This window comes from Kribbella sp. NBC_01245, from assembly GCF_036226525.1.
Classification (GTDB): domain Bacteria; phylum Actinomycetota; class Actinomycetes; order Propionibacteriales; family Kribbellaceae; genus Kribbella.
Map to the genome: position 1 here is coordinate 3,714,800 of NZ_CP108487.1, position 13,868 is coordinate 3,728,667.

10 protein-coding genes are annotated in these 13,868 nt (G+C 66.3%); 4 read left to right on the plus strand and 6 right to left on the minus strand.

What is annotated here, in order from left to right; genetic code table 11:
- The first annotated feature begins 5 nt into the window (after positions 1-5).
- Positions 6-1,700 carry an aa3-type cytochrome oxidase subunit I gene (gene ctaD, locus OG394_RS16310; RefSeq protein ID WP_328996212.1) on the plus strand — a complete coding sequence of 565 codons (1,695 nt, stop codon included), beginning with the start codon at positions 6-8 and terminating at the stop codon, positions 1,698-1,700.
- Between the two features lie 5 nt (positions 1,701-1,705).
- On the opposite strand, the gene OG394_RS16315 is transcribed toward ctaD, so the two are convergent.
- On the minus strand, positions 1,706-2,206 hold the full coding sequence (locus OG394_RS16315; protein WP_328996213.1) for a DUF4396 domain-containing protein: 501 nt from the start codon (positions 2,204-2,206) through the stop codon (positions 1,706-1,708).
- 218 nt (positions 2,207-2,424) lie between these two features.
- On the opposite strand from OG394_RS16315, the gene OG394_RS16320 reads away from it, so the two are divergent.
- Complete coding sequence (locus tag OG394_RS16320; protein WP_328996214.1) at positions 2,425-3,846, plus strand: MFS transporter; 1,422 nt, start codon at positions 2,425-2,427, stop codon at positions 3,844-3,846.
- 53 nt (positions 3,847-3,899) lie between these two features.
- Here the strand turns inward: OG394_RS16320 and OG394_RS16325 are convergent, their stop codons facing one another.
- The 5 genes from OG394_RS16325 to OG394_RS16345 all read right to left on the minus strand — a co-directional run bounded on the left by OG394_RS16325 (position 3,900) and on the right by OG394_RS16345 (position 12,287).
- On the minus strand, positions 3,900-5,906 hold the full coding sequence (locus OG394_RS16325) for a family 20 glycosylhydrolase (RefSeq protein ID WP_328996215.1): 2,007 nt from the start codon (positions 5,904-5,906) through the stop codon (positions 3,900-3,902).
- A gap of 92 nt (positions 5,907-5,998) precedes the next feature.
- Positions 5,999-6,850 carry a hypothetical protein gene (locus tag OG394_RS16330; protein WP_328996216.1) on the minus strand — a complete coding sequence of 284 codons (852 nt, stop codon included), beginning with the start codon at positions 6,848-6,850 and terminating at the stop codon, positions 5,999-6,001.
- Positions 6,851-6,899: 49 nt separating this feature from the next.
- Positions 6,900-11,252 carry an alpha-L-fucosidase gene (locus OG394_RS16335; RefSeq protein ID WP_328996217.1) on the minus strand — a complete coding sequence of 1,451 codons (4,353 nt, stop codon included), beginning with the start codon at positions 11,250-11,252 and terminating at the stop codon, positions 6,900-6,902.
- 150 nt (positions 11,253-11,402) lie between these two features.
- The gene (locus OG394_RS16340; protein ID WP_328996218.1) at positions 11,403-11,615 is read right to left on the minus strand and encodes a YdeI/OmpD-associated family protein; all 213 of its coding nucleotides are present in this window, start codon (positions 11,613-11,615) and stop codon (positions 11,403-11,405) included.
- A gap of 63 nt (positions 11,616-11,678) precedes the next feature.
- Positions 11,679-12,287, minus strand: coding sequence for a TetR/AcrR family transcriptional regulator (locus OG394_RS16345; RefSeq protein ID WP_328996219.1), 609 nt, complete (start codon positions 12,285-12,287; stop codon positions 11,679-11,681).
- Positions 12,288-12,374: 87 nt separating this feature from the next.
- On the opposite strand from OG394_RS16345, the gene OG394_RS16350 reads away from it, so the two are divergent.
- Positions 12,375-12,764, plus strand: coding sequence for a nuclear transport factor 2 family protein (locus OG394_RS16350; RefSeq protein ID WP_328996220.1), 390 nt, complete (start codon positions 12,375-12,377; stop codon positions 12,762-12,764).
- A gap of 142 nt (positions 12,765-12,906) precedes the next feature.
- Positions 12,907-13,713 (plus strand): hypothetical protein, encoded by an 807-nt coding sequence (locus OG394_RS16355; RefSeq protein ID WP_328996221.1) that lies wholly within the window; start codon positions 12,907-12,909, stop codon positions 13,711-13,713.
- The last annotated feature ends 155 nt before the right edge of the window (positions 13,714-13,868 follow it).

A 13,868-nucleotide genomic window follows, 5' to 3' on the forward strand; every position in this document is an offset into this window, starting at 1 on the left:
GGCCGATGGTCGACATCGCCGAACGCAGCGTAACCGTGCAGGCGAGGGACGTGGGGCGGCGAAGTAAGGGCGCGCTCGTGGTCAAGTGGCTGACCACGACCGACCACAAGCTGATCGGTCACCTCTACCTGCTAACCTCGTTCGCCTTCTTCCTGATCGGCGGCGTGATGGCGCTGCTGATCCGCGCCGAGCTGGCCAGGCCGGGCCTGCAGATCGTGAACGAAGAGGTTTACAACCAGCTCTTCACGATGCACGGCACGATCATGCTGCTGCTGTTCGCGACCCCGCTGTTCGTCGGCTTCGCGAACGAGATCATGCCGCTCCAGATCGGCGCGCCGGATGTCGCCTTCCCGCGGCTGAACATGTTCAGCTACTGGTTGTTCCTGTTCGGCGGCCTGATCACCCTGAGCGGCTTCATCACGCCCGGCGGTGCCGCGGACTTCGGCTGGACCGGCTACACACCGCTCTCGACCGAAACGCGCTCGCCTGGAGTCGGCGCGGACCTGTGGATCATGGGTCTGTGGATGGCTGGGCTCGGCACGATTCTGGGTGCGGTCAACTTCGTCACCACCATCATCACGATGCGTGCGCCGGGTATGACGATGTTCCGGATGCCGATCTTCACCTGGAACGTCCTGGCCACGTCGATCCTGGCACTCATCGCCTTCCCGGTATTCGGGGCCACCCTGCTGATGCTCGAAGCCGACCGCAAACTCGGCGCCCAGGTATTCGACGCCGCGAACGGCGGGCCGATCCTGTGGCAGCACCTGTTCTGGTTCTTCGGCCATCCCGAGGTCTACATCATCGCGCTGCCGTTCTTCGGCATCGTGACCGAGATCCTGCCGGTGTTCAGCCGCAAGCCGGTCTTCGGCTACGTCACGCTGGTGTTCGCCACCCTCGCGATCGCCATGCTGTCGGTGGCGGTCTGGGCGCACCACATGTTCGTCACCGGTGCGGTGAATCTACCGTTCTTCTCGTTCATGACCTTCCTGATCGCGGTGCCGACCGGGGTGAAGTTCTTCAACTGGATCGGCACGATGTGGGGCGGCTCGCTCACCTTCGAAACCCCCATGCTCTGGTCGATCGGGTTTCTCGTCACCTTCTTGTTCGGCGGCCTGACCGGCATCATCCTGGCCTCCCCGGCGCTCGACTACCAGCTCAACGACAGCTACTTCGTCGTCGGCCACTTCCACTACGTGGTGTTCGGCACGGTGGTGTTCGCGATGTTCGCCGGCTTCTACTTCTGGTGGCCGAAGTTCACCGGGCGGATGCTGGACGAGCGGCTCGGCAGGCTGCACTTCTGGCTGCTGTTCCTCGGTTTCCACACCACGTTCCTGGTGCAGCACTGGCTCGGTGTCGAGGGCATGCCGCGCCGCTACGCGACGTACAGGGCCGAGGACGGCCTGACCACACTGAACGCGATCTCCAGCGTCGGAGCGGTCCTGCTCGGGGTGTCGACGCTGCCATTCCTCTACAACGTGTACAAGTCGCGCAAGTCGCCGCTGGTCGGTGTCGACGACCCGTGGGGCTGGGGCAGGTCGCTGGAGTGGGCGACCAGCTCGCCACCGCCGCGGCACAACTTCACCGAGCTGCCGCGGATCCGGTCCGAGAGCCCGGCGTTCGACCGCAACCATCCGAAGACCTCGATGACCGACCCCCACAGCGGCCCGGGCGGCAACCTGCTGGACCTTGAGCCTTAGGTCGCTCAGTGGTGGTACTGGTGGACCACGGCGTGGCCGCGGCCGCGGCCGATCAGCCAGCGGTTGACGGGGACGGTGACCACGAAGGCCACCAGTAGGGCGAACGCGAGGCTGCCCCAGAACAGCACGTTGGTCAGACCGGCCTCCATCGCGCCCGGAACGGCGAGCATGACCCCATTGTCGACGATCTCCATCACCAGGATGGACACGGTGTCGGCGGCGAGGGCGACCTTGACGGCCTGCTTGAACGGCAGACCGGAGCGCAGCACCGGGCCGATCGTGAGCAGGTAGCCGAAGAAGAAGGCCAGCACCACGGCGAGGCCGATGGTCGACCAGTCGCCCCAGCCCAGCGCCGTACCGATGATCATGCCGAGCACCTCGCCGATGGCGCAGCCGGTGAGGCAGTGCAGCGTCGCCGAAACGGCGAGTTTGGTCAGCTCCCGCCCAGCCACGGCCGGGGCCTCGTGGCCGTGCTGGTCGTGGTGGGCGTGCGCGTGGTCAGTCATCGGTGAACCCTTCGTTGGTGCTGCGAACATCGAGACCATATACCCCCTATATGTATGAAGCCAAGTCAATATCTGCCGCCTCACGCCCATCACGCACCGTCAGTTTGCGCCTACAACGCCGGGTTTCCTATACCCCCTTCCCGTATCTGTCGCAGCGTGCTAAGTTCTGACCCGAACCGAGATACCCCTAGGGGGTATCAGAAATGGAAGGGTTTGAAATGACTACTACAAACACCGGCTCGCGGCGCTGGTGGGCGCTCGGCCTGATCGCCGCCGCCCAGTTCATGGTCATCATGGACACCTCGATCATCGGAGTCGCGCTGCCGGAGATACAGGCGGATCTCGGCTTCACCCCCCAAGACCTCTCGTGGGTGTTCAACGCCTACGTCGTCGCCTTCGGCGGTCTGCTCCTGCTCGGCGGGCGCCTGTCCGACCTGTTCGGCGCACGCCGGATCTTCTCGACCGGCTGGCTCGTCCTGCTCGCGGGATCAGTCCTCGCCGGCGCGGCGAACGGGGTCGGCCTCGAACTGGCCGGCCGCGCGGTCCAAGGCGTCGGCGCCGCCCTGATCGCACCGTCCGCGTTGACCCTGTTGATGATGCTGTTCGGCGCGGAGCCGAAGGAACTGACCAAAGCACTAGCGCTGTACGGCGCCGCGGCACCAGCAGGCGGTACGGCGGGCGTGTTCCTGGGCGGCGTGATCACGGAGTACGCCAGCTGGCCGTGGGTCTTCTACCTCAACGTGCCGATCGCCATCGCCGTACTCCTGGCCACTCCGGCGCTCATGCCGGCCGTCGCATCGCGTCGCGGCAGCATCGACCTGGTCGGTGCGCTGACGGCCACCGGTGGAATCGGCGCCGCCGTCTACGCGATCGTGCGAGCGCCAGAGGCCGGGTGGACGAGTGCGGAGACACTGTTGACCGGGCTCGCCGCCGTCGTACTGCTCGCGGTGTTCGTCTGGGTGCAGGCGCGTCGTTCCGAACCGCTGATGCGCCTCGCGATCTTCCGCGCGCCGAACCTGGCCGCCGCCAACATCGCCCAGCTGCTCCTGGGCGCCGCGTGGGTGCCGATGTGGTTCTTCCTGAACCTCTACCTCCAGCAGGTGCTCGGCCTGAGCGCCTTCCCGAGTGGTTCCGCTTTGTTGCCGATGACAACGTTCATCATGCTCGGCATGATCGTGGTCGCACCACGGTTCATCGCTCGCTTCGGGCCGAAGCGCACGCTCGTCATCGGGATGACCGTGCTCACCGCCGGTCTGGCCGCGCTGTCGCTGATCCGGTCCACCGGGTCGTTCTGGGTCGACGTACTGCCCGCCTCGCTGATCGCGGCCGCCGGCATGTCCCTCGCGTTCATCCCGAGCCTCGGCATCGCGTTGTCCTCGGCGCGACCCGAAGAAGGCGGACTGGCCTCGGGAATCGTCAACACCAGCTACCAGATCGGCTCCGCCCTCGGCCTGGCCGCGATGACCGCGGTTGCCGCGGCCGCCGGCGCCGACCAACTCGGCAAGCCTGACGCCTTGACCAACGGCTACTCGGCCGCTTTCCTCGGCGCCGCCATCATCGCCGCCATCGGCGCCCTACTAGCCGCGGCAACCCTACGAATCCCCACCCCTGCACAGGAGGAGGCCCTGACCACGATCTGACCTAAGCCACCGCGCCGGCCACCCCACCTCCGGGACGGCCGGCGCTGGTCTTTTCAGCGAGCGCGTACGACGTCCAGTTCCGCCCCTGCGGCAAAGCGGTTCTGCGGGCCGTATTCGCTGATGACCTCGAGTGCCACGTGTCGTGCGGTCGTGGCGCGGAACGGCGCGATGAACTCGGTCCGGTCCGGCGCGAACCGACCGCGGGTCGCTTCTGACCAAGACGTACCGTCGTTCGACACCAGAACGCGGAAGTCCTTCGCCATGCCGTTGACGCCGCCGTCTTGGCGCGGCATGTACCGGACGCCGGCGATCCGCTGCGGCCGGCCCAGGTCAACGCTCAGCTTTTGCGGCAGGCCGGCGTCGTACCGGCTGTGCCAGAGCGTATAAGGATCGTTGTCGGCGGCCCGGCTCGCCCGCCCGTCCTCCCCGGTGGTCTCCTGGCTGGAGGCCATCGCGGTCCAGCCGGTTTGGCTGAGCAGACCGGTGTTCGCACCGATCTGCGACTCGAGGTCCGCCGGGTCCGGCGTACTGCCCGGGCTCGCATCACCAACCTGGTCGTAGCGGTCCAGAAACGGTCGTACGTCGGCAGCGGGCGAACCCCAGGACCGATCTGCGACGACCGCGATCGGACGCCGGGCGAAGTAGTCGACCCAGCCGGTGGCGAAAGTCTGGGTACGGTCCGACCAGCGCGCGACGTGGTAGCCCAGAATGCCCGGCGACGACGCGAACGAGTAACTGCCGTACGTGCTGCGGACATCGAAGAAGCCGTAGCTGCCAGGCCGTGCACCAAACCCGGGGCTGACGTACAGCGGTCCGTCCTGCACCCCCACAGTTCGGTATCCCGCAGCCGCGCGCTCCTCCGGCCGACGCAGCCATTCATGCACGATCACCCGCTTGTCCACCGTCAAGCTCGTCTGCTGCTGGTAGTCCCACCACTGCCACACCTGCGTGGTCTTTCCGTGCGACCGCACGACCGCGTCCAACTCGTTGATGTAGTCGACGAAAACGTCAGCCACGTAGGGAAAACCGCGCTGCTGCTGGTACTGAACCAGCTCGGGACAGGCCACCTGGTACGACGTCAGCGGCACCTCGTCCGTCCCGATGTGCACGTACGGACTGTCGAACAGGTCGGCCACCTCGGCCACGAGCCGCCGGGAGAACTCGCGCACCGCCGCCTTGGTGACGTCAAGCGTCCATCCGCCGGAGTCTGCCCCCTCCCACGAAACGCCCGCGGGCTTCGACATGCTCTCGCAACCGAAGGCCAACTCGGGCTTGGCCTTACTGATCGCCGCCGCATGCCCGGGCAGGTCGATCTCCGGAATGATCGTCACGCCGTACGACGCGGCGTATCGCTCGAGGTCGCGCAACTCGGCCCGGGTGTACGCCTGCGGTGACGTGATCTCGGGATACGCGAGGCTCTCGATCCGGAAGCCGTTCCAGTCCGACAGGTGCAGGTGGAACGTGTTCAGCTTGTACCAGGCCATCTGCCGGATCTGCTGCTTCAAGTAGTCGACGCCGAAGTACTTCCGGCCGACATCGAGCATCTGCCCGCGCTGCGCGTTGTCCGGCCAGTCGGTAGCCGTGCCCCGCGCCACCGACCGCGGCTGCGGCGACGACCTTAAGGCCTGGAGCAACGAACGGGTCCCATTGAAGACGCCACCCCGCGAGGTCGCCGTGATGGCGACCGACTCGCCGACCACCATCCGGTAACCCTGCGGCGATGGGGTCACCGGGCCGCCGACCAGGTCGAGCCGGATGTCGCCGGCCCTGGCCTGCCCGACGACGACTCGCGCGGACACGCCCTCCTGCAGCGCCAACTCCTCGACGACCCTCTGCCCTAGTTCTCCCAACTTCGCCTGATCGCCGAGATCGACGACGATGCGAGCGCCCGGCACCAACCGCCAACTCCCGACGCCACCGGTCCACGACCGCAACGCCGGCACCGTCACCGGCGCCGCGTTCCCCACCACCGCATCGGGCAGCGCCTCCGCGGCACTGGGCCCAATCAACGAAGTGACCATTGCCATCGCCGCAACTCCGGCCGCCAACTGTGCCCGCATGCGCCCACCTCTTCCAGAAACCCAAAGTGCTCTCTAGTGAGCACTACCCTCCCGAAGCAGACAACTTCGCGCAATAGGTGAGGCTTGCCGTCTCACTTGAGCTGGTGGCGGGTGAGTCTCCAGCCTGGGGTTCGGGTGGCGCGGATGGCGTCGGCGGTGGGGCGCACCTTGCGCGGGGTCATCCAGGACTGGGAGGGCTTGTGCAGCATCCAGCCATCGCCCAGGGAAACGGCCGCGTGCTGTACGGCGTTGTCCACGGTCGAGCGCCAGACGTGCACAACACCCGGTACATCGTGCCGAGAGGTGCCGACTCGTCGGGTTGACGTGGCCAGCCAGTCTTCGAATGGCGCGCGCTGCATCCACTCCAGCTCGGCGCCCCGCACGCCGGCTGCTGCCATCACCGTGCCGAAGCAGTTCGGACCGCTGCCGCCCGGCCAGGTCCCGGCCAATTCCTGCGCTCTCGGCAACACGGAGACCGGCCAGTTCGTGAGCTCGGAATGGCAACTCGGCTCGAGGTCTTCGGTGATGACGGCCGGGATGATCGTCGCGTTGTGCTCCGCCAGCAGCGAGGGCCACCAGACGAAACGACGCCCATCGGCCTGGTCGCGAACAGCCTTGCCGAGCAGGCTTCCCCACCGCGCGACCGTCGGTACGGCGCCGCGCTCGTGCCGCGCCTGGGCGCGCACCAATCCGGCCCGAGTCTGCCGCGGCAGCGCGTGGAATTCGGTTTCGCTCAGCCAGACCGGCCGCAATGCCTTATCGACGTTGTACACGAGGTACGTATCGCGGAGCTGCCGGTCAGTGACGTCATCACGTGCCGCGCCGGACAAACGCCAGCGCCGTACCTCATCGTCGGTAAGGAAGAACGGTTGCCGGTCCGGCGCGAGCCAACCCGCCCATTCCAGCAGGTGGGCTGGCTCGACCTCGATGTTCAGTACGCGCATCGGGCCACCCTAAGGATGCGGCCAGACCACCGCATCCAGGTTTACGGGCTCAGCCGATGGGTTTGCCTCTCACCTCGACTTCGGCCAGGGAGAGGGGGTCGGTGGTCGACTCGAGTTGCACTCGGAGGTAGCGGCCCTGGGCGCCGTCCGGTAGATCGATCTGGGATGGCGTTGCGGCCGTCGCGGCGACTCGGACAGCCGTGACGCCGGGCGTCGATCGCGCCTCTTCCAGCGAGTCGGTGGTGAACGGTTGCTCGGACAACATGACCCAGTAGTTGCTCAACCGGCTGGCACAGCAGTCCGTCCGGTTGTAGATCTCCGCACGATCCACAGCGGCCGCTGTGCCCAGGTCCACCTGCCACCATGCTTGGTTCGACGGCTCTGCCGTGTGGGTCACGGAGTTCGCGCCGAAGTTCCCGTTGCGGTTGCCGTCAACCGCCCGCTCGGCCGCTCCACCCCAGGCCGTCGAGGACTGGCCGACTTGCTTGCCCAAGGCAAGGTTCGGCAGCTTGATGCTTACCGGCGTCCGCACCGTGGTCGAGATACCGCCGACGGTTGTGGTGGCGGACAGCTCGTACGTCGCAGCTTGGACCTCAGGCGGAACACCTACCGTCACGGGAACCGTGTACGACTCTCCCGGCGCCAGTGCCGGGACCGCCTTGGCGCCCGGCTGCACAGACCAGCCGTTCGGCCCGGCGATCGTGACCGTACCGGCCGCCGACGCCTTGCCGGCCGGATTGGTAATGGTGACGTCCCCGGCCACCGTCGCCCCCGCCGACACCTCCGACGGTACGGTGAGTTTCGTCCGCAGCAGTGGCCCAGCATTCGGTGTCTCGATCTTGAAGACGAAGGCGTGCTTGCTGATAGTGGATCCCTCCCCGGCAGCCGGCAGCTCGATCCGGACCCGGCCGTCCGTGGCGCGGCTCCAGGGCAGCGGCTTCCCGTCGGATCCGAGCAGCGTGACCTTCGTCCCCGATCCGAAAGGCAGATCCGCTCCCAGCGACAGCGACTCTCCCGGCCAACTCATTGCCGTGGCGTACAGCGCGCCATCCTTGGCGGTGTACCGGATCGGTACCGCTGAGCCCGGCTCCTCGGCCCGGTTGAAGTACGTCGTCCCGTAGATCGCCTCGCCGTTGATCTTCAGCCAGGCACCGATGTCGCGCAGCCGTTGGGCCTGCAGTTCGGGGATGGTGCCGTCGCCCTTGGGACCGATGTTCAGCAGCAGGTTGCCGTTCTTCGACACGATGTCGACCAGCGACTCCACCAGTTGGTCCGAGGTGAGATAGTCCTCGATCGGCTCGTTCTGGTTGAACCCGTACGAGTGGGCGATACCCCGGCTCGACTCCCACTTGTCGGCATCGATGTCCGGCTTGACGGTGTACTCCGGCGTCTGGAAGTCCAGCTCGGTCGAATCGAGATTGCCCGACTCGATCTTGCAGCGGTTCGCGACCGCGACCTCCTTCGGGTTCGGACGGTTCTTGGCCTTGTTGTAGTAGTCGGCGAGAACACCCGCTGTACGCCAGTACGACGCGGACTTCTCCCACTGACCGTCACACCACAAGATGTCCGGGTCGTACTGGTCGATCAGCTCCTGCATCTGCGGCAGCATGTACTGCCCGACGTAGTCGGAGACAACGGGCGCACCCGTGTACGGAACGGTGGCGCCGGTGTAAGGATTCGTGACCGGCCGACCGGTGTACGACGGGTTGGACCACTCGTAGAGCGAGTAGTAGAACCCGGCCTTTAAGTCCGTGCGTTCGCGAGCGGAGTCGAACAACTGCCGGGCCAGGTCCTTCTTCGGACCGAGGTCGACGGTGTCGCGACCGCTGACCTTCGAGTCGTACAACGCCACGCCCTCGTGGTGTTTGCTCGTCAGTACGAAGTACTTCGCGCCCGCCTCCTGGAAGAGGTCCACCCACTGGTCCGGGTCGAACTTGTCCGCCTGCCATTGGTCGATGAACCGGTCGTACGGGAATTCGGTTCCGTACGTGTTGCGGTGGTGGACGTTCGTCGGACTGCCAGGATTGTTGAGGTAGTTCCAGTACCACTCGGCGTAAGAACCTCGCGGTCCCCAAGCGGGCTGGGAGTAAGCGCCCCAATGGATGAAGATGCCGAACTTGTCATTGTTGAACCACTCGGGCGTCGGGTGGCTGTTCAACGACGCGACGGTCGGGAGGTAGTCCCAGGCCGGCCGATCGTAGGTGTCGAAGTGTCGCGTGACGGCCGCTGCGCTGAGCGGCTCGTCCCAGGTCACGAGTTCGTCCAGGTCGCCGCGCAGCGATACCGACGGGGTGCCGATGGAGCGCAGCGGGAGCGGGATCGACGCGGCGACCCGGCCGACGCGCCGCCCATCGGCGTACAGAGTCGTCTCCCCCGGTACCGCGACCCAGGTGAGCTGCACCCACCGGCCCGCGGGCAAGGTGAAGTCGAACGAGTGGTCGGCGACGCCGTACCGGGTGAAGCCGACCTTGCCGGTGCCGCTCTGCCGGAGTTTGAGTGCGCCGTCCTTCGAGCTGAGCAGCACCTGCTCGCCGGTGGTCTGGGACAGGTTCACCCAGGTCGATACGGTCCAGGGCTCGGCGACATCAACCCCGCCGAAGCCGACGCCGTCCCGGTTGTGGTCGAAACGGAATGCCTGTCCCTTCACGCCGCCGTCGACGACCGTCGGGTTGTTGATGATGTAGCTGGTGCCGGGAAGGTCGCCGGCCTGGTCATCGGCCATGATCGTATTGCCCGGACTCCCTGCCCAGGTCCAGCCCGACGGGTACTCCGCGGCGTCGAACGTCCAACGGTGGCTGGGCTTTTCATCATTCACACGAGGCGGGACAGCCTGGGCGCGTACGCCGACAGGGTCGCCCAGCGCCTCGAATCGCCGGGTGAAGTCGGTGATCGTGTCCGGCGTATCGCCGCCGTTCCAGGTCCGGTCCGCCAGCACCGCCCGACTCAGGGCGAGCTGCTCCTCGAAGTACTGGTCATCGGCCCAGAAGTTGTAGTCCGCCCAGCTCGGCATTCCCGAACCGAGCATGTCCGGCGCCGTGCTGACCGTCCAGGTGTCGTAGATCCAGCGGGGATCCGGGTACGTGTTGTGGTAGTTGTTCGGGGTCAGGTAGAACGGCCCGATCGCGATCTCGTCATGGTTCGGGATCGCCGGCTCGCTGCCGGTGCCCTCCCAGGTGAGGTGGACCACCGACCGGTTCAGGTCCTGCTTGGGCGAGCTCATGTGCTCGACACCGTTGAAAATGGCCGTGCGCCCGCCGTTCGCCGTCACCGCTTCGTCGATGGTGTTGATGTAGCGGGTCAGCAGGTCGCCTAGCGTGTCCAGGTCCGGATCGTCGGCAATGGCCTTTTGAACCTTGGGGCAGTTCGCGAGTTGGCCCGGCAACTCGTCCGCGCCGATCGAGAACAAGGGCGCGTCGAACCAGGCGGAGAACTCGGAGACGAGCTCGGCGGTCTTCGCGACGGCCGCCTGGCTGGTCATGTCGATGATCCAGTCCGCGGTCAGGTGCGAGTGCGTGTGGGCAGCGCCGCAGGGGTTGGTTCCCGATCCCAGGCCGATGCCGAAGGTCTTACTGATCCGGGTGGCGTGGCCCGGAACGTCGACACCGCCCATCAGCTGGACGTGTTGCTTCGCTGCCAATGCCTTCAGTTCTTCGATATCCGCACGGCTATAGGAGTTTTCCGGATCGGCAAGCCCGGGGAACTTCTTGCTGTCGAGCCGGAAACCCTCCGACTCCGACAGGTGCAGGAAAAGCGTGTTCAGCCGCACCTGCCCCATTCGCCGGATCAGGTTCTTCAGGTAGTCCATCGACCAGTACTTCCGTCCGGCGTCCAACTGGACCATGCGGACTGCCTGCGTCGGTACGTCGGTGGCAGACGCCCGCGGAACCGAGCGGTGTTGGGGATCGGCGCCGAGCAGTTGCACCAGTGTTCGCGAGCCGTAGAACAATCCGTTGGTAGTGGCCGCCTCGATGACGATCGGCCCGTCGCTGTTCCAGCGGTAGCCCTCGGCCCCCAGCGCGGCATCATCGACCAGCCGCAGTACGACGTCACCGGCCCTCGCCTGCTGCACGTCACTGGAGATCCCGAGCTGCAGCCCGGTCACGGCAGCCAGTTCGGCGCGGAGCTCGGTGGCGAAGTCCTGGGTGATCTGCTTGACCGGGCCCGGAAATTCCGCCACACCACGCGGCCGCAGGCTGAGCTCGCGCGATGACGGATCGACCAACAGCCGTGATCCCGCGCCAAGCCTGACCGCCCCCTCACCGGCCTGCCACGAAGTCGGACGCGGCACCACGGCGTCGATCCCGCCCGACGTACCAGGATCGGCGCCGACGGCCGGAACAGGGTTAAGAGATCCGATGACCAGTGCACCTACGACCAGCAGCGTGCGGAATCCATGCCTCATGCCCCAGCTCCTCACCCTCGACAGATGGGATGAATGTAGGAGACCTACTCGGCAGAGGCAAGAGTCAATCTGCAAGAATCTGCACGAAATAGCCGATTACCGATCACGATCGCCCTCGACGGCTAACCTCCGCCGCGACGGACTGCCGTGCTATCGACGCGAGCGGTGTTCGCGCAGGGAGTCCAAGGTCTGTTCCAGCCGGCGCTGGCGCGTCTCCGGCTTCTTGGCCTGCTCGATCCATTCGGTGTAGCCGCGTTTCTGGCTCGCAGTCAGTCCCTCGAAGAATGCGCGCGCGTCCGGTTCGGCGGCGAGCGCGGCTTGTAGATCCTCGGGGACCGCGACTCGAGCGGGCGCTGTCGCCAACTCGATCTCGACGTCGAGCCGATCACCGGCTTCGATACCTGCTGCGCTCCGGGCCGTCGAACTTCATGGCGCACCTTTCTTCGATGGCGAGGCAGTGGCCTGGGCGTCCACAGCGTCGAGGATTTGTACGGCGAGGTCGCGGGCGGGCGTTGCCGGGTTGGTTTCGGGCCGGGTGGCGCCGACCGCGAGCGTGCCGTCGATGAGCAGGAGGAACTGGTCTGCGGCGTACGCCGGGCGCGGGTGGCCGAGTTCGGTGAGCTCCCGCTCGAGTAGCCCGTGCAAGTGCCGGCGGTACTCGCGGGTGATCTCGTGCGCCGGGTGGTCCGGATCGGACAGGGAGAGGTCCGCGGCCAGGTAGCGGCAACCGTGGAAGGCCGGTTCGGTGATGACTTCGCCCAGCCAGTCGAAGATGGCCAGCAGCCGCTCGCGAGGATCGTTGCCCGCGGCCCCCATCACCCGCTCGTAGGCGGCCTGGTCCTCGGCGGTGCTTCGGCGCAGCACTTCGGCGATCAGGCCGTCCTTGCCACCGAAGTGCTCGTACAGCGATCGGCGGGCGACGTTCGCCTCTTTGAGCAGTGCGTCGATGCCGATGCCCGTGCCCTGGGTGTACGTCAGGCGCTGGGCGGCGTCCAGCAGTCGCTCGCGTGGCCCTGGCTTCGTACGAGTGCTCACGAGTGCCGCCTTCCTATCGGTTGACAAGTAGATCAACCAGTCTATATACATAGGAGTAGACCAATCGTTCTACTTTTGGGAGTGGACATGTCGTACCGCAGCACCACCGAGGTCATCGACCGTTTCAACCGCGCGTTCGTCGAGGGCGACGCGAGCCTGCTCACCGATCTGATCGGCGCGGACTGCGTGATGGAATCCGTCCAGCCGGCCCCGACCGGCGAGCGCGTCGAAGGCGCCGACGCCTGCCTGGCCTGGTGGAGCGTGCTCGTCAACGACACCACCAGCCAGTTCGAGCCGCAGGAAGTCGTGATCGCCGACGACCGGGCGACCATCCGCTGGCACTACCGCTTCGGCGAAGGCCCCAACGACTGGGTCAGCGGCGTCAACCTGATGCGGGTCCGCGACGGCCGGATCGTCGAGGCCCTCGGTTACAGCAAGACCGCCGGCGAGGTGCCGCTCGCGACCAGCACCGACTGACTCCGCTCGCCTGGCGGCCCGGGTGTCCGCTATCGGCCACACAGAGTGCAGCGAAGTGGCTACTCACCGTTGACTTCAGCGAATGGCCAAGGCGAGACTCGCCGGCACGGAAAGCGGTTGCCCCCCGCCCTTGGAGAATGCCATGACGTTCGATCGACGGAGATTCCTGCTCGCCACCGGCGCCGCGATCGCTGGTGCCGGAGTCGTCGGAACCAGCCCCGCGCACGCCCGTCCGCAAGCCTGGGAAACGGTGATCGGCACGAACACCTTCGCCAGCTATTCGGCTCTGGAATCCACCTGGAACTACTTATATCCCTGGGGTTCCGACCACAACGGCACGGCCCGGATGTACGCGAGCCCGACCGATCACAACCACGTCTACCTCGAATCGGGTGGCGTCCTAGTGCTCAAGGCGTCGCGGATCAGCTGGAACGAGGGCAACAGCAGCAAGGACCCCTACCTGCCGATCCGGTACCACTCCGGCGCGATCCACTCGAAACTTCGGCTCACGGTCAACGACCAGTTCCCGGACTGGGAGGTCAAGGGCGACTTCCAGGCGCCTTCCGCTCGCGGCACCTGGCCCGCATTCTGGGTGACCGGCGCCAACAGCTGGCCGCCCGAGAGCGACATCCTCGAGTACAAGGGCGACGCCCGGAACTGGTTCAACACCTACGACGGCGGCTGGGAGAACACCATCGTCTCCGTGTCGAACCCCGGCGCCTGGCACACGTACCGAGCGTGGATCACCAAGGTGAGCGCGACCGACGTCGACATCCACTACTACCTGGACGGCAACTGGGTCGGCCGCCACCGCGGCTCGAACTTCGTCGGCAAACCCATGCACATCATCCTCAACCTGCAAATGGAAGGTGCCTCCGGCTCCGGCCCCACCACCGACACCCACTACCGCGCCCGCAATATCTACGTAGGCCGCACCAACAACACCTAACCGCCACCCCGCACACCCCAACCCCAATCTGTGGAAACCCCTCCCGCGAGGTGCCTCCTTACCTCGCGCGCCAGGCACCTCGCGGAGGGGTTATCCACAAATCCGCCCGCAGGATTGGGGAATGGGGATGCAACATGTACGGCGTCCGGGCCGGC